The sequence below is a fragment of the Streptomyces sp. NPDC051677 genome (assembly GCF_044453465.1).
GTDB lineage: Bacteria > Actinomycetota > Actinomycetes > Streptomycetales > Streptomycetaceae > Streptomyces.
In genome coordinates this window covers 106,490-121,157 of record NZ_JBITCT010000013.1, presented here as the reverse complement: position 1 = coordinate 121,157, position 14,668 = coordinate 106,490, and the positions used below count along the sequence as shown (strand labels likewise).

Below are 14,668 nucleotides of genomic sequence, written 5' to 3'. Positions count from 1 at the left end.
GTGCGGTCATGGCACCCTCTTCGGGCGTCGTATCCGCGCCGGCCTCCGTTCTCCGTCTCCGGACCTTGGGGTATCCCCTGCTCTGTCAAGGAGCTTGGGGAAGGGGGTTTCGTGGTTCGCATCCGAGTCCTGGTCGTCGACGACCACCGTATCTTCGCCGAGTCGCTCGCCGCGGCGCTGGCGGCCGAGCCAGACGTGGACGTGTCCGCGGCCGGCAGCGGCCCCGCGGCGCTGCGCAGCCTGGAGCGCGCGGCCGCCGAGGGGCGCCGGTACGACGTGCTGCTCGTCGACGCCGACCTGGGCGGCTCCCTGCCGGGCATACGGCCCGCCGTGCCCGTGCAGGAGGTGGGCGAGGACGGGCTCGTCGACGGGATCTCGCTGGTCGCGGGCGTGCGCACCGCCCAGCCACATGTCCGGATCGTCGTCCTCGCCGAGAAGGACGACCCGCGCCGCGCGGCCCTCGCGCTGCAGGCCGGGGCGTCCGGCTGGGTGGCGAAGGACTGCTCGCTGTCGCGGCTGCTGACGGTCATCCGGGGCGTGCTGCGCGAGGAGACCCACCTCCCGCCCGCCCTGCTCACGGGCGTCCTGCGCGAGTTGACGGCCGCCCGCAAGCACCGCACCGAGAGCGAACGCCTGGTCGAGTCCCTCACGCCGAGGGAACGCGAAGTGCTGCGCTGCATGGTCGCCGGACTGGGCCGCAAGGCCGTCGCCGACCGCCTGTTCCTGTCCCCGCACACCGTCCGCACCCACATGCAGAACGTCCTCGGCAAGCTGGGCGTGCACTCCACCCTCGCCGCGGTCGCCCTGGCCCGCCGGGCCGGGGTCGGGCCCGTGGACCTAGCCGGGGATGTTGTCGAACGGGGCGGTCAGCTGGCGTAGCAGGGCGGCCAGTTCGCCGCGCTGTGCGTGCGAGAGCTCGGCCAGGATCGCCCGCTCCTGGTCGAGCAGCCCGGCGAGCGCCTGGTCGGCGCGGTCCTTGCCGTCGTCCGTGAGGCGGACCAGCACACCGCGCCGGTCGCTCGGGTCGGGCAGCCGCTCCACCAGGCCCTTCTTCGTGAGCCGGTCGATCCGGTTCGTCATCGTGCCCGACGTGACGAGCGTCTGCGTGAGCAACTGCCCCGGCGAGAGCTGATACGGCGCACCCGCGCGCCTCAGCGCCGTCAGGACGTCGAACTCCCAGGGCTCCAGCTGGTGCTCGGAGAACGCCAGCCGACGGGCACGGTCCAGGTGCCGGGCCAGTCTGCTCACCCGGCTGAGTACTTCCAGCGGCTCCACGTCGAGGTCCGGGCGCTCCCGGCGCCACGCTGCGACCAGCCGATCGACCTCGTCCTCCATGACGATCAGTGTAGTGGTTGTGTCGACATGAAGTCTCTTGATGTCGAGCCTCTTGGAGATAAGTCTCTTGAGATCAAGTCTCTTGACATCGAGATAGATTGAGGGGGAAGGTACGAGGCATGACGACGACCAACCCTTCCTGGGACCCCGCCCAGTACCTGCGTCACGCCGGCCACCGCGCCCGCCCCTTCGCCGACCTCCTCGCCCGCGTCCCCGACCTGCCCGGCGACCCGCCCCGCATCGGAGACCTCGGCTGCGGCCCCGGCAACGTCACCGCCGTCCTCGCCGACCGCTGGCCCACCGCCCACGTCACCGGCTACGACAACTCGCCCCAGATGCTCGCCGACGCGGCGGCGCACGCCGGCGCGGGCCTCGACTTCGCCTACGCCGACCTCGCCGTTTGGGCGCCGCAGGAGACGTACGACCTGCTCGTGTCCAACGCCGCCCTGCACTGGGTGCCCGGTCACCTCGACGCCTTCGCCGGCTGGCTGGACGGCCTCGCCCCCGGCGGCACGTTCGCCTTCCAGGTCCCCCACAACATCGACGCGCCCCTGCACGCCCTGATGCGCGAACTCGGCGACACCCCCCGCTGGAAGGACCGCCTCGGCGACGTGCTGCGCCACGAGGACTCCGTGCACGCCCCCGGCGTCTACCTCGACCGCCTCGCCCGCCTCGGCTGCGAGACCGACGTCTGGACGACCACGTACTTCCACGTCCTCACGGGCGACGACCCCGTCCTCGACTGGGTCAAGGGCACCGGCCTGCGCCCTGCCCTCGACGCCCTCGCCGACGACCCCGAGGCCCAGGACGCCTTCGTCGCCGAATACCGCGACCTGCTCCGCGCGGCCTATCCGAGCGCCGAGTACGGCACGGTCCTGCCGTTCCGCCGACTGTTCGCGGTGGCGACGAAGCGCGCGTGAGCCGGTGTTTGAACGGGGGTGCACAAGGCCACTCGGGGTGCATCGAAGTCGGATGCGGCGATGCGGCTGGGAGTGATATGCGGTGGCGAAGGACCAGAAGGCCAAGGCCAAGAAGGAACAGGTAAAGGGCAAGGCCAAGGAGGTCGCCGGCCGTGCGGCGGGCGACCTGAGGATGGAGGCCAAGGGCCGCGCCGGCCAGTCGAAGGGCGACGCCCGCCAGGCCAAGGAGAAGGGGAAGGACGTCTTCAAGCACTGACCGACAGCAGGGCCGGCCCTTAGGGCCGGCCCGCTCGCGTCAGGCCGTGCGGCCCAGGTGGGTGACGAGGATGTGGATCACCTCGTCGTCGATGACGTACAGGACCCGGTAGCCGCCGACGCGCAGACGACGGATGTCGACGCCGTAGGCGACGGAGTTGGCGGGGCGCGGCGTTTCAGCGAGTTCGTCGACGGCCTCGTAGACAGCTGCGAGGCCGGTGGGATCCTCCTTGAGGAACCGGACGGCCTGCTCCGTGGCGGACGGTTCCCAGATGATGCGGTAGGTCACGGGCGCAGCCCGAGGATGCGTCCGACCTCGTCATGGGGGATGCCCGGTCCCAGCGTCCCCTCCGCCTTGCGCCGCCGGTAGTCGGCGAGGGCGAGGGCGTCTTCGAGATCCTCTATCACCTGCGGTGAGACGAGCAGCGCGGCCACGTGTCCGTGGTCGGTGAGGGCGATGGTCTCGCGGCTGTGGGCCGCGCGGCGGACCAGGTCGCCGAGCTGGGCACGGGCCGCGCTGATCGTGATCTCAGTCATGAGCCACATGATGGCACAAGGTTAATCTCGTGCCATCATGTTTCACCCTTCGGGTGAGGCGGTCAGCTCTTGCGGCGTCCTATCAGGTGCGGCTTCGCCTCCAGGCCGTCCAGGCCGTGCCAGGACAGATTGACCAGGTGGGCCGCCACCTCCGCCTTCTTCGGGCGGCGTACGTCCAGCCACCACTGGCCGGTCAGGGCGACCATGCCGACCAGGGCCTGGGCGTAGAGGGGGGCCAGCTTCGGGTCGAAGCCGCGGTTCTTGAACTCGCGGCCCAGGATGTCCTCCACCTGGGTGGCGATGTCCGAGATCAGCGAGGCGAAGGTGCCGGTGGACTGGGGGATGGGCGAGTCACGGACCAGGATGCGGAAACCGTCCGTGTACTCCTCGATGTAGTCCAGGAGTGCGAACGCCGCCTGTTCGAGGAGTTCGCGCGGATGGCCCGCCGTCAACGACGACGTGACCATGTCCAGCAGACGGCGCATCTCCCGGTCCACCACGACCGCGTACAGCCCCTCCTTGCCGCCGAAGTGCTCGTACACCACTGGCTTGGACACCCCGGCCTTCGCCGCGATCTCCTCCACCGACGTGCCCTCGAAGCCCTTCGCCGCGAACAGGGTGCGACCGATCTCCAGCAACTGCTGGCGACGCTCCGCCCCCGTCATCCGGGTGCGTCGCGCGCGCCGCGGCTTCGCGTCACTGCTGGGACTGGAGGTACTGCTGGAGTCGGTCGCCACACCGTCAATCATGCCGCCTCAGCGGCCGCCTTCCCCCGTCGGGAGCCGTCCCCACCCCTGTTGCGACGTGAATCGATACGCGAGCGTGACGGCCAGCGCACGTCGTACGCCCACCCGAGCATCTCGAACCACCGGATGAAGCGGGCGGAGGAGTCCACCTGCCCGCGCATCACGCCGTGCCGCGCCGACGTCGGATCGGCGTGGTGCAGGTTGTGCCAGGACTCGCCGCACGACAGCACCGCCAGCCACCACACGTTGCCCGACCGGTCCCGCGACTTGAACGGCCGCTTGCCGACCGCGTGACAGATCGAGTTGATCGACCAGGTGACGTGGTGCAGCAGCGCCACCCGCACCAGCGAACCCCAGAAGAACGCCGTGAACGCGCCCCACCAGGACATCGTCACCAGTCCGCCCACCAGCGGCGGCAGCGCCAGCGACAGCATCGTCCAGAACACGAACTGCCGCGAGACCGCACGGATCGCCGGGTCCTTGATCAGATCCGGCGCGTACTTCTCCTGCGGCGTCTGCTCTTCGTCGAACATCCATGCGATGTGAGCCCACCACAGGCCCTTCATCAGGGCCGGAACCGTCTCCCCGAACCGCCACGGCGAATGCGGGTCACCCTCCGCGTCGGAGAACTTGTGGTGCTTGCGGTGATCCGCCACCCAGCGCACCAGCGGCCCCTCCACCGCCATCGACCCCATGACCGCCAGCGCGATCCGCAGCGGCCGCTTCGCCTTGAACGAACCATGCGTGAAGTACCGGTGGAAACCGATCGTGATGCCGTGGCACCCCAGGAAGTACATGAAGACCAGCAGGCCGATGTCCAGCCAGCTCACCCCCCAGCCCCACGCCAGCGGCACCGCCGCCAGCACCGCCAGGAACGGGACGATGATGAAGATCAGCAGCGAGATCTGCTCGATCGAACGCTTCTGCTCGCCACCCAGCGTGGCCGAGGAGGTAGGGCTGTCGTCGGGCGCGTGGGAAGGGTCTTCGATCACGTTGGAGCCTGTGGTCATGCGCGTCCCCTGGGGGGTCTGGGATTGAGGGAGATGCCGTACCGCCGGAACCAAGGCTGTTTCCTACGGTTCCGTAACCTACGGCATCGTAAGTATGGCAGTGCGCTGCCCGGCGGCAAGAGCCCGCCAACCTGCGCGTCCTCCCGGGAACTATCCTTGGAGACGGTCGGACAGCGCCGTCCGCTCTGTTTAGTTCCCTCCCGGACGAGCTTCAACACTGCAAGGAGCCGCACCTGTGAGCAGTGCCGACGACCTTGGCCAGACCGACACGGCCACCAGCGCCGAGTTGCGCGCCGACATCCGCCGACTGGGCGACCTCCTCGGCGAGACCCTCGTCCGGCAAGAGGGCCCCGAGCTCCTCGACCTGGTCGAAAAGGTCCGCCGCCTCACCCGAGAGGACGGCGAAGCCGCCGCCGAGCTGCTGCGTGGAATCGAACTGGAGACCGCGGCCAAGCTGGTCCGCGCCTTCTCCACCTACTTCCACCTCGCCAACGTCACCGAACAGGTCCACCGCGGCCGCGAACTGCGCGAACGCCGCGCCGCCGAGGGCGGACTCCTCGCCCGCACCGCCGACCGCCTCAAGGACGCCGACCCCGAACACGTCCACCAGACGGTCCGCCACCTGAACGTTCGCCCCGTGTTCACGGCACACCCCACCGAAGCCGCGCGCCGGTCGGTACTCAACAAGCTCCGGCGCATCGCCGCGCTCCTGGAGACCCCCGTCATCGAGGCCGACCGCCGCCGCCACGACACCCGCCTCGCCGAGAACATCGACCTCGTCTGGCAGACGGACGAACTCCGCGTCGTCCGCCCCGAGCCCGCCGACGAGGCCCGCAACGCCATCTACTACCTCGACGAACTCCACGCGAACGCCGTCGGCGACGTCCTGGAAGACCTGACCGCTGAACTGGAACGCGTCGGCGTCAAGGTCCCCGACGACACCCGCCCCCTCACCTTCGGCACCTGGATCGGCGGCGACCGCGACGGCAACCCCAACGTCACCCCCGCCGTGACCTGGGACGTTCTCATCCTCCAGCACGAACACGGCATCAACGACGCCGTGGAGATGATCGACGAACTCCGCGGCTTCCTCTCCAACTCCATCCGCTACACCGGAGCCACCGAGGAACTCCTCGAATCCCTCAAGGGCGACCTGGAACGACTGCCCGAGATCAGCCCCCGCTACAAGCGCCTCAACGCCGAGGAGCCCTACCGCCTCAAGGCCACCTGCATCCGGCAGAAGCTGGAGAACACCAAGCAGCGCCTCGCCAAGGGCACCCCGCACGACCCCGGCCACGACTACCTCGGCACCAGCGAACTCCTGAGCGACCTCACCCTCATCCAGACCTCCCTGCGCGAGCACAAGGGAGCCCTGTTCGCCGACGGCCGCATGAACCGCACGATCCGCACCCTCGCCGCCTTCGGCCTCCAGCTCGCCACCATGGACGTCCGCGAACACGCCGACGCCCACCACCACGCCCTCGGCCAGCTCTTCGACCGCCTCGGCGAGGAATCCTGGCGCTACACCGACATGCCCCGCGAGTACCGCACCAAGCTCCTCGCCAAGGAACTCAGGTCACGCAGGCCCCTCGCCCCCACCCCCGCACCCGTCGACGCGGCCGGCGAGAAGACCCTCGGCGTGTTCGGGACCGTCAAGCGAGCCCTCGCCGTCTTCGGACCCGAGGTCATCGAGTCGTACATCATCTCGATGTGCCAGGGCGCGGACGACGTGTTCGCCGCAGCGGTCCTGGCCCGCGAGGCCGGCCTCATCGACCTCCACGCCGGCTGGGCCAAGATCGGCATCGTGCCGCTCCTGGAGACCACCGACGAACTCAAGGCCGCCGACACCATCCTCGAAGACATGCTCTCCGACCCGTCGTACCGCCGCCTCGTGGCGCTGCGCGGCGACGTCCAGGAGGTCATGCTCGGCTACTCCGACTCCTCGAAGTTCGGCGGCATCACCACCTCGCAGTGGGAGATCCACCGAGCCCAGCGACGCCTGCGCGACGTGGCCCACCGCTACGGGGTGCGCCTCAGGCTGTTCCACGGCCGCGGCGGCACCGTCGGCCGCGGCGGCGGCCCCTCCCACGACGCCATCCTCGCCCAGCCCTGGGGCACCCTGGAAGGCGAGATCAAGGTCACCGAACAGGGCGAGGTCATCTCCGACAAGTACCTCATCCCCTCCCTGGCCAGGGAGAACCTGGAACTCACGGTCGCCGCCACCCTCCAGGCCTCCGCCCTGCACACCGCCCCCCGCCAGTCCGACGAGGCCCTCGCCCGCTGGGACGCCGCCATGGACGTCGTCTCCGACGCCGCCCACGCCGCCTACCGCACCCTCGTCGAGGACCCCGACCTCCCGCCCTACTTCTTCGCCTCCACCCCCGTCGACCAGCTCGCCGACCTCCACCTCGGCTCCCGCCCCTCGCGCCGCCCCGACTCCGGCGCCGGACTCGACGGCCTGCGCGCCATCCCCTGGGTCTTCGGCTGGACCCAGTCCCGCCAGATCGTCCCCGGCTGGTACGGCGTCGGCTCCGGCCTCAAGGCACTGCGCGACGCCGGCCTCGACACCGTCCTGGACGAAATGCACGACCAGTGGCACTTCTTCCAGAACTTCATCTCCAACGTCGAGATGACCCTCGCCAAGACCGACCTGCGGATCGCCCAGCACTACGTCGACACCCTCGTCCCCGACGAGCTCCGCCACGTCTTCGACACCATCAAGGCCGAACACGCCCGCACCGTCGCCGAAGTCCTCAAGATCACCGGCGAGAAGGACCTGCTCGACGCCACCCCCGTCCTCAAGCAGACCTTCACCATCCGCGACGCCTACCTCGACCCCATCTCCTACCTCCAGGTCACCCTGCTCAAGCGCCAGCGCGACGCCGCAGCCGCCGGCGCCGAACCCGACCCGCTCCTCGCCCGCGCCCTGCTCCTCACCGTGAACGGAGTCGCCGCGGGCCTGCGCAACACCGGCTGAGGCCGGCCACGAGGACAGAAGGGCACCCCCGAGCGTCGAACCAGCTCGGGGGCGCCCTCATGCCCATCCCGTACGTCAGGCCCGGCGCCGCCGCACCACCAGGTAACCGCCCGCGCCGAGCAGCGCGGCCGCGACACCGGCCAGAGCGCCGACCGGCGCACCGTTGCCCGTCTCGGCGAGCTTGCCGCCGCCCTGCGGGCCGGCCGCCGACGACGGAGTCGACCCCGCGGAACCCGAAGGCTCCGCCGACGCCGACACCGAAGAGCTCGGCGAAGGAGACGCGGACGAGGACGCCGAATTCGACGGCGACGCAGACGCGGACGCAGACGTAGACGGGGACGCAGACGGGGACGGCGAGCCGCCGCCGCCCTCCTCGTCCCCGCACCCCGTCCAGAACACCTTGTGCTTCGCGGCCCCCTTCTCGCCCTCGAAGTTCCAGAACAGCTTGAAGTGCCCGTCCGCCAACGACAGGTCCTCGGTACGGCCGTGGCCCTTGCCGTCCAGGGTGATCGAGCCGCTCTTGACCGTCTCGCCCTTGGAGTCGGCGTCCGGCGCCCAGGCCTCGATGTGCCAGTCCACCTTCGCCAGACCGTCGAAGTGGAAGGCGTCCAGATAGAACGAGCAGACATGCGGCTCGTTCCGCTCGTCGAACTCGTTCGTCGTCGACTTGTGGATCTTCACATCGCCGTTGTCCCCCGGCGGGGCGGCATGGGCGGCGATGGGCGCGGCGAACACCGCGACAGCAGCGACGGCGGCCAGGGCGCCGACGCGGGAGGAGGTACGCATGAGGCAGTCCATCTTCGAGTGATGAAACGGAAGATGTGGAGGGGGCGGCTCAGCTTCCTGCCAACACTGACCCTCGGTCAATCACAAACGGGCAACAGGTGGTCGCCCTACAGCAAAACAGAACGCCGAACACGATCAAATCGTCATGAAAGCCGCCGTCAACAACGCCACCCCCGACCCCGCAAGCACCCACCCGGCCCGGGCCCGCCCCAGACCGCCGGCCACCACCACCGACGCCAGCAGCAGCGCCCCGCCCAACGGCACCCACGCGAACAAGATCCCCGCGGGCCCCGAACGCACCGCCTCATCACTGTCCGGCTTGAGCACCACCGTGTACGTCCGCCCCTTGCGTACGGCCACCGACTTCTCCAGCACCACGCGCGCGCGTGCCGTCGATCCCGCCGACAACGGCGTGTACGGCCCCACACACGTGTCCTCGCCGCACCGCGTCACCTCGACCGTGCCCTGCTCCCGGCCCTTCGTCAGCATCACGTGCTGAGCGGACCCCCAGGAACCCCACACCCCCGCGACCAGGATCAGCACCGCGACCGTGCCCATCGCCGCAAGCCGCCCGAACCGCCCGAACCGCGACGCGGCCACCGAAGCCGAGCTGGAACCGGAGTTCGAACCCGAACCCGAACCCGAACCCGAACCGGAGCCCGCGCCAGGGCCCGAGACGCTGCCTCGCACCGAGCCCCCGGCCGAGACGGACCCCTTGACCGAGTGCTTACGGGACGAACCCCGACGGCGGTGGGACGAGGCTGCTGTGGCAGGCATGGCCGGGATCATTGGCCATGCCCGAAGCAACCGTCAACCTCGGTGGGCGACAAGTCAGGAGTTGTACGTGCTTTGCGCCCGCTCCAACCCCTCCAGCACCAAAGCCTCCACCGCGTCCGCCGCCCGGTCCACGAAGTAGTCCAGCTCCTTGCGCTCCGCGGACGAGAAGTCCTTCAGCACGAAGTCCGCCACCTGCATCCGCCCCGGCGGCCGCCCGATCCCGAACCGCACCCGGTGGTACTCCGCGCCCATCGCCTTCGTCATCGACTTCAACCCGTTGTGCCCGTTGTCCCCGCCGCCCAGCTTCAGCCGCAGCACCCCGTAGTCGATGTCCAGCTCGTCATGCACCGCCACGATGTTCGCCACCGGCACCTTGTAGAAGTCCCGCAGCGCGTTCACCGGACCACCCGACAGGTTCATGAACGACATCGGCTTCGCCAGCACCACCCGCCGGCTCCCCGTCCCCGGCGGACCGATCCGGCCCTCGACGACCTGCGCCTGCGCCTTGCCCGCCCGCTTGAACCTCCCCCCGATCCGCTCGGCCAGCAGATCGGCCACCATGAACCCGACGTTGTGCCGGTTCATGGCGTACTCCGGACCAGGATTGCCGAGGCCCACGATCAACCAGGGGGCATTGGCGTCGGTCGTCACGTCCATGTCTCCTCGATACGCGCCAGCCGCCGTTCCCCGAAGAGAACGGCGGCTGACAGAACGACTGAAGCCCTAGGCTCAGGCCTCGGCGGACTCTTCGCCCTCGGACTCGCCCTCCGGGGCCTCCTCCGCCTGAGCCGCCAGGACCTGCAGGACGACCGTCTCGCCGTCGACGGCCAGCTTGGTGCCCTTCGGCAGGGTGATGTCCTTGGCGAGAACCGACGCGCCGGCCTCCAGACCCTCCACCGACACGGTGACGGCCTCGGGGATGTGCGTGGCCTCGGCCTCGACCGGAAGCGCGTTCAGGACGTGCTCCAGCAGGTTGCCACCCGCCGCCAGCTCACCCTCGGCGTGCACCGGGATCTCGACCGTGACCGTCTCGCCGCGCTTGACCAGCTGCAGGTCGACGTGCTCCAGGAAACCCTTGATCGGGTCACGCTGCACGGACTTCGGGATCGCCAGCTCGTTGGTCTTGCCGTCGATGTCCAGCGAGATCAGGACGTTCGGCGTACGCAGCGCGAGCAGCAGCTCGTGGCCCGGAAGCGTGAGGTGCAGCGGGTCGGAACCGTGACCGTAGAGAACACCGGGAACCTTGCTGTCACGGCGGATACGACGCGCCGCACCCTTGCCGAACTCGCTGCGGGTCTCGGCGGAGATCTTGACCTCGGACATGATCACTCCTCGTAGAACTAGAACGATGGGGGTCCCCCCGCCCGAGCGGAGTCGAGAGTGGGGAGGTCACCCGGCCAACGAACGGCCTGCTACGAAGAGCGCGTCGATAACGGACAGCCGCATCCCCGAACCCCGAACCTTCCGGAACGGAAACGGAGACGGCCTCCCTCGCCGAGCAACTGCAGCAGTGTACTCGGCCAGGGAGGCCACAGAAAAATCGATCAGCCTCAGCGGCCGACCGACCCCTACTGCTCGTCGAACAGACTCGTCACCGAACCGTCCTCGAACACCTCACGCACCGCACTCGCGATCGTCGGCGCGATCGACAACACCGTGATCTTGTCCAGCTCCAGCTCACCCGGAGTCGGCAGCGTGTTCGTGAAGATGAACTCACTCACCTTCGAGTTCTTCAGCCGATCCGCCGCCGGACCCGACAACACACCATGCGTCGCCGTCACGATGACGTCCTCCGCACCGTGCGCGAACAGCGCGTCGGCCGCCGCACAGATCGTGCCACCCGTGTCGATCATGTCGTCGACCAGGACACACACCCGACCCTTGACCTCACCCACCACCTCGTGGACGGTCACCTGGTTCGCCACGTCCTTGTCACGCCGCTTGTGCACGATCGCCAGCGGCGCGCCCAGCCGGTCGCACCAACGGTCCGCCACCCGCACACGACCCGCGTCCGGCGACACCACGGTCAGCTTCGCACGGTCCACCTTGCTGCCCACGTAGTCCGCGAGCAGGGGCAGCGCGAAGAGGTGGTCCACCGGGCCGTCGAAGAAACCCTGGATCTGGTCCGTGTGCAGATCCACCGTCAGGATCCGGTCCGCACCCGCCGTCTTCATCATGTCCGCGATCAGACGAGCCGAGATCGGCTCACGACCACGGTGCTTCTTGTCCTGACGCGCATAGCCGTAGAACGGCACGATCACCGTGATCGAACGCGCCGAAGCCCGCTTCAACGCATCGATCATGATCAACTGCTCCATGATCCACTTGTTGATCGGAGCCGTGTGGCTCTGGATCAGGAAACAGTCCGCACCACGCGCCGACTCCTGATAACGAACATAGATCTCACCATTGGCGAAATCGAAGGCCTTCGTCGGGACGACCCCGACACCCAGCTGGTGGGCGACCTCCTCGGCAAGCTCGGGGTGGGCGCGGCCGGAGAAGAACATCATCTTCTTCTCGCCGGTCGTCTTGATCCCGGTCACAGCACTGTCTCCTCAGAGGTGTCTCAGCTGGGTGTCGAGAGACCACGCCACTGGGCGCGACGCGGACGTCTCAGCTGGTGGGGTGCGGATGTGCACTTATCACGGTACGCCGTGTTCGACGCACCCGTTTCCGGTCAGCTCTCGCTTTCCTCCTGGCGAGAGGCCGCCTCCGCAGCCTTCGCCGCCGCGCTGCCCGGACGCTTACGAGCCACCCAACCCTCGATATTCCGCTGCTGACCACGGGCCACAGCCAGCGAACCGGGCGGCACATCCTTCGTGATCACGGACCCGGCGGCGGTGTACGCGCCGTCCCCGACCGTGACAGGCGCCACAAACATGTTGTCCGAACCCGTCTTACAGTGCGAGCCGACGGTGGTGTGATGCTTGCTCTCCCCGTCGTAGTTCACGAACACGCTCGCCGCACCGATGTTGCTGTACTCGCCGATCGTCGCGTCACCGACATAGGACAGATGCGGAATCTTCGTCCCCTCGCCGATGGAGGCGTTCTTCGTCTCCACGAACGTGCCGATCTTGCCCTTCGCCGCGAGACGGGTACCGGGACGCAGGTAGGCAAACGGCCCGACGCTCGCGTTCGGCCCGACGCGCGCACTGTCCGAAACGGTGTTGTCGACCCGGGCTCCCGCCCCGACGACCGTGTTCTTCAACCGGCTGTTGGGACCGACCTCCGCACCCTCGCCGATGTGCGTGGACCCGTGCAGCTGCGTACCCGGGTGGACGACGGCGTCCTGCTCGAACGTCACGGTCACATCGACCCAGGTCGTGGCCGGGTCGACCACGGTGACACCGGACAGCATGGCGGCGGTCAGCAGCCGGTCGTTCAGAATCCGACGGGCCTCGCTCAACTGCACCCGGTTGTTGATGCCGGCGATCTCACGGTGATCGGCGGCGACGGACGCACCGACGCGGTGACCGGCCTCGCGGAGTATCCCGAGGACATCGGTCAGATACTCCTCACCCTGACTGTTGTCCGTCCGCACCTTCTTCAACGCGTCGGCTAGGAGCGCCCCGTCGAACGCGAACACCCCGGAGTTGATCTCACGGATCGCCAGCACGGCCGCGGACGCGTCCTTGTGCTCGACGATCGCGGTGACGGCGCCCGAGGCGTCGTCCCGCACGATCCGCCCGTACCCGGTCGCGTCCGGCACCTCCGCCGTCAGCACGGTGACCGCGTTGCCGTCCGCGTGATGCGTCGCGGCGAGCTGCGCGAGGGTCGCGCCGGTCAGGAGCGGGGTGTCGCCGCAGACGACCACGACCGTCCCGTCCACGCTCCCACCGAGCTGCTCAAGACCCATCCGGACGGCGTGCCCGGTGCCGTTCTGCTCCTCCTGCACGGCGGTGCGCACGGCGGCGTCGACCTCGGCGAGGTGCGCGGTGACCTTCTCGCGGGCGTGCCCCACGACGACGACCAGGTTCTCGGGGTCCAGTTCGCGGGCGGCGGCCAGCACATGGCCCACGAGGCTGCGGCCGCAGATCTCGTGGAGAACCTTCGGTATGGCCGACTTCATACGGGTGCCCTCACCCGCTGCGAGTACGACGACGGCTGCCGGGCGAATGGCGCTCACGGAAGTTGCCCTTCGGCTGTGGAGTGAGGTGGGACATCCGAAGGATACCGGGGCGTTTCTGGGGGGACATGAGAGCGGGTCCTGACCTTGCTAGGTCAGGACCCGAACCAGGCTCCCCCGCCAGGACTCGAACCTGAAATACATCATCCAAAGTGACGTGTGTTGCCGATTACACCACGGGGGATTACTGAGGGCAGCCTACGCGGTTCGCCGCTTGGCCTCCACCACCATGCCAGACCACCACCCCTCGATGCGACGGTACAAATCGGCTCCCTTGAGGACTCTGATGACCAGGCAACCCCTATAGGAGTCGCCGACGTTCTTGCGGACCGTCTTGGGGTTGTGCTTCTTGAGGGTCGTCTTGTAGAAGGCCGAACGATCGGCCCCGGCGAGGTCTGCCCAGTACTGCTCGGCACCGGTGACATCGGCGGTCTCGTGAATCATCACTGTGAATCGAAGGCGCTCACGAGCTACGCCGAGCAGGTCCAGCCAGGCGAGGTAGAGCTCGATGACTCCGGGATCGCTGTTGACGAAGATGACGCTCTCGCGCCGGTCGTAGGGCTTGTCCTTAGAGCCTTCGGCCCAGTACAGAGCCACGCCTGCCATGAACAACTCGCGGTCGGTCATGACACCGATCTCGCGTGCCGCAGCCGCCTTCGTTTCCGTACGCTCGGCGTCGCGGATCGCACCCTCATGCTCCCAGCGCTTCCGTGCCGCCAGCTTTGCCTGCTCAGCCGCGTCACGCCGCTCCGGCTTCGGCAGATCCCGTACCCACAGCGAGATCGAGCTCTTCGAGCAGCCCAGTTCCACCTGGATCTGGTCGTACGTCCAGCCCTGGAGCCGCAGCTCCCGTGCCTTGTCCCGGAGGTCGTCCTTCGCGTTCGGGCGCTTCGTCCAGTCCGGAGGGGGCTCGCCCTCCAGAAGCCGGTTGAGGATGTCGTTGTTGTCGACGTGGAGGCGGTCGCGGATCTGTCGTCGGCTGAGTCCCTCGTGACGCAGCGCTACCGCCTGCTCCCGCAACCCCTCGAAGTCCGCGTACTTGCCAGCTGCATGTGTCATACGCATACCGTCCGGGCGGAATGGCTGATTCCGGGGTCGAACGGGCCTGGTTCAGCAGTTCGAGGGATACCGGTGGGTTTCGATGCCGTTCGGTCACGGCGTGTGGTGTAGGCCAGTCGGGGAAAGTCGCCGGAAAAGCC

General features: G+C 68.6%; 16 protein-coding genes and 1 tRNA gene. 4 read left to right on the top strand and 13 right to left on the bottom strand.

The window, feature by feature from the left end:
* Positions 1 to 111: 111 nt before the first annotated feature.
* Positions 112 to 879: a LuxR C-terminal-related transcriptional regulator gene (locus ACIBAF_RS17705; RefSeq protein WP_399464138.1), complete on the top strand. Its 768-nt coding sequence runs from the start codon at positions 112 to 114 to the stop codon at positions 877 to 879.
* Here ACIBAF_RS17705 and ACIBAF_RS17700 read toward each other — a convergent pair.
* On the bottom strand, positions 838 to 1,335 hold the full coding sequence (locus tag ACIBAF_RS17700; RefSeq protein WP_079661767.1) for a MarR family winged helix-turn-helix transcriptional regulator: 498 nt from the start codon (positions 1,333 to 1,335) through the stop codon (positions 838 to 840). The genes ACIBAF_RS17705 and ACIBAF_RS17700 overlap by 42 nt on opposite strands.
* A gap of 119 nt (positions 1,336 to 1,454) precedes the next feature.
* Here ACIBAF_RS17700 and ACIBAF_RS17695 point away from each other — a divergent pair, with 119 nt between their 5' ends.
* Positions 1,455 to 2,255, top strand: a complete 801-nt coding sequence (locus ACIBAF_RS17695; RefSeq protein WP_399464137.1) for a trans-aconitate 2-methyltransferase — start codon at positions 1,455 to 1,457, stop codon at positions 2,253 to 2,255.
* Between the two features lie 82 nt (positions 2,256 to 2,337).
* A complete protein-coding gene (locus ACIBAF_RS17690) occupies positions 2,338 to 2,511 on the top strand; it encodes a CsbD family protein (RefSeq protein WP_399464136.1) in 174 nt (57 codons plus the stop codon).
* Positions 2,512 to 2,550: 39 nt separating this feature from the next.
* Here the strand turns inward: ACIBAF_RS17690 and ACIBAF_RS17685 are convergent, their stop codons facing one another.
* From ACIBAF_RS17685 to ACIBAF_RS17670, 4 genes are all read right to left on the bottom strand, one after another.
* Positions 2,551 to 2,799 (bottom strand): type II toxin-antitoxin system RelE/ParE family toxin, encoded by a 249-nt coding sequence (locus tag ACIBAF_RS17685; RefSeq protein ID WP_399464135.1) that lies wholly within the window; start codon positions 2,797 to 2,799, stop codon positions 2,551 to 2,553.
* Entirely contained in the window at positions 2,796 to 3,047 is a 252-nt protein-coding gene (locus tag ACIBAF_RS17680; protein ID WP_399464134.1) for a type II toxin-antitoxin system Phd/YefM family antitoxin, read from the bottom strand. The genes ACIBAF_RS17685 and ACIBAF_RS17680 overlap by 4 nt, the downstream gene beginning before the upstream one ends.
* 62 nt (positions 3,048 to 3,109) lie before the next feature.
* Complete coding sequence (locus ACIBAF_RS17675; RefSeq protein ID WP_399464133.1) at positions 3,110 to 3,796, bottom strand: TetR family transcriptional regulator; 687 nt, start codon at positions 3,794 to 3,796, stop codon at positions 3,110 to 3,112.
* Positions 3,793 to 4,803 carry an acyl-CoA desaturase gene (locus tag ACIBAF_RS17670; RefSeq protein ID WP_399464132.1) on the bottom strand — a complete coding sequence of 337 codons (1,011 nt, stop codon included), beginning with the start codon at positions 4,801 to 4,803 and terminating at the stop codon, positions 3,793 to 3,795. Before ACIBAF_RS17670 ends, ACIBAF_RS17675 begins: the two co-directional genes overlap by 4 nt.
* 235 nt (positions 4,804 to 5,038) lie before the next feature.
* Here ACIBAF_RS17670 and ppc point away from each other — a divergent pair, with 235 nt between their 5' ends.
* Positions 5,039 to 7,780 (top strand): phosphoenolpyruvate carboxylase, encoded by a 2,742-nt coding sequence (gene ppc, locus ACIBAF_RS17665; protein WP_399464131.1) that lies wholly within the window; start codon positions 5,039 to 5,041, stop codon positions 7,778 to 7,780.
* Between the two features lie 75 nt (positions 7,781 to 7,855).
* On the opposite strand, the gene ACIBAF_RS17660 is transcribed toward ppc, so the two are convergent.
* The 8 genes from ACIBAF_RS17660 to ACIBAF_RS17625 form a co-directional block, all read right to left on the bottom strand.
* Positions 7,856 to 8,566, bottom strand: coding sequence for an LPXTG cell wall anchor domain-containing protein (locus ACIBAF_RS17660; protein ID WP_399464130.1), 711 nt, complete (start codon positions 8,564 to 8,566; stop codon positions 7,856 to 7,858).
* Positions 8,567 to 8,701: 135 nt separating this feature from the next.
* The gene (locus ACIBAF_RS17655; protein ID WP_399464233.1) at positions 8,702 to 9,124 is read right to left on the bottom strand and encodes a hypothetical protein; all 423 of its coding nucleotides are present in this window, start codon (positions 9,122 to 9,124) and stop codon (positions 8,702 to 8,704) included.
* 273 nt (positions 9,125 to 9,397) lie between these two features.
* On the bottom strand, positions 9,398 to 10,000 hold the full coding sequence (gene pth / locus ACIBAF_RS17650; RefSeq protein WP_361705866.1) for an aminoacyl-tRNA hydrolase: 603 nt from the start codon (positions 9,998 to 10,000) through the stop codon (positions 9,398 to 9,400).
* A gap of 72 nt (positions 10,001 to 10,072) precedes the next feature.
* A complete protein-coding gene (locus ACIBAF_RS17645) occupies positions 10,073 to 10,666 on the bottom strand; it encodes a 50S ribosomal protein L25/general stress protein Ctc (protein ID WP_399464129.1) in 594 nt (197 codons plus the stop codon).
* A 245-nt stretch (positions 10,667 to 10,911) separates the two neighbouring features.
* Positions 10,912 to 11,886 carry a ribose-phosphate diphosphokinase gene (locus ACIBAF_RS17640; protein ID WP_399464128.1) on the bottom strand — a complete coding sequence of 325 codons (975 nt, stop codon included), beginning with the start codon at positions 11,884 to 11,886 and terminating at the stop codon, positions 10,912 to 10,914.
* Positions 11,887 to 12,020: 134 nt separating this feature from the next.
* Entirely contained in the window at positions 12,021 to 13,469 is a 1,449-nt protein-coding gene (glmU, locus tag ACIBAF_RS17635) for a bifunctional UDP-N-acetylglucosamine diphosphorylase/glucosamine-1-phosphate N-acetyltransferase GlmU (protein WP_399464127.1), read from the bottom strand.
* A gap of 112 nt (positions 13,470 to 13,581) precedes the next feature.
* Positions 13,582 to 13,653 (bottom strand) — tRNA-Gln (locus ACIBAF_RS17630).
* 14 nt (positions 13,654 to 13,667) lie between these two features.
* On the bottom strand, positions 13,668 to 14,528 hold the full coding sequence (locus ACIBAF_RS17625) for a hypothetical protein (RefSeq protein ID WP_399464126.1): 861 nt from the start codon (positions 14,526 to 14,528) through the stop codon (positions 13,668 to 13,670).
* Between the last annotated feature and the right edge of the window lie 140 nt (positions 14,529 to 14,668).

What these genes read in the sequence shown, in the direction of transcription:
- ACIBAF_RS17625 (WP_399464126.1), bottom strand. Translation starts at nt 14,528, where the DNA reads ATGACACATGCAGCTGGCAAGTACGCGGACTTCGAGGGGTTGCGGGAG.
- ACIBAF_RS17700 (WP_079661767.1), bottom strand. Translation starts at nt 1,335, where the DNA reads ATGGAGGACGAGGTCGATCGGCTGGTCGCAGCGTGGCGCCGGGAGCGC.
- ACIBAF_RS17680 (WP_399464134.1), bottom strand. Translation starts at nt 3,047, where the DNA reads ATGACTGAGATCACGATCAGCGCGGCCCGTGCCCAGCTCGGCGACCTG.
- ACIBAF_RS17675 (WP_399464133.1), bottom strand. Translation starts at nt 3,796, where the DNA reads ATGATTGACGGTGTGGCGACCGACTCCAGCAGTACCTCCAGTCCCAGC.
- ACIBAF_RS17670 (WP_399464132.1), bottom strand. Translation starts at nt 4,803, where the DNA reads ATGACCACAGGCTCCAACGTGATCGAAGACCCTTCCCACGCGCCCGAC.
- ACIBAF_RS17660 (WP_399464130.1), bottom strand. Translation starts at nt 8,566, where the DNA reads ATGCGTACCTCCTCCCGCGTCGGCGCCCTGGCCGCCGTCGCTGCTGTC.
- ACIBAF_RS17695 (WP_399464137.1), top strand. Translation starts at nt 1,455, where the DNA reads ATGACGACGACCAACCCTTCCTGGGACCCCGCCCAGTACCTGCGTCAC.
- pth (WP_361705866.1), bottom strand. Translation starts at nt 10,000, where the DNA reads ATGGACGTGACGACCGACGCCAATGCCCCCTGGTTGATCGTGGGCCTC.
- ACIBAF_RS17655 (WP_399464233.1), bottom strand. Translation starts at nt 9,124, where the DNA reads ATGGGCACGGTCGCGGTGCTGATCCTGGTCGCGGGGGTGTGGGGTTCC.
- ACIBAF_RS17645 (WP_399464129.1), bottom strand. Translation starts at nt 10,666, where the DNA reads ATGTCCGAGGTCAAGATCTCCGCCGAGACCCGCAGCGAGTTCGGCAAG.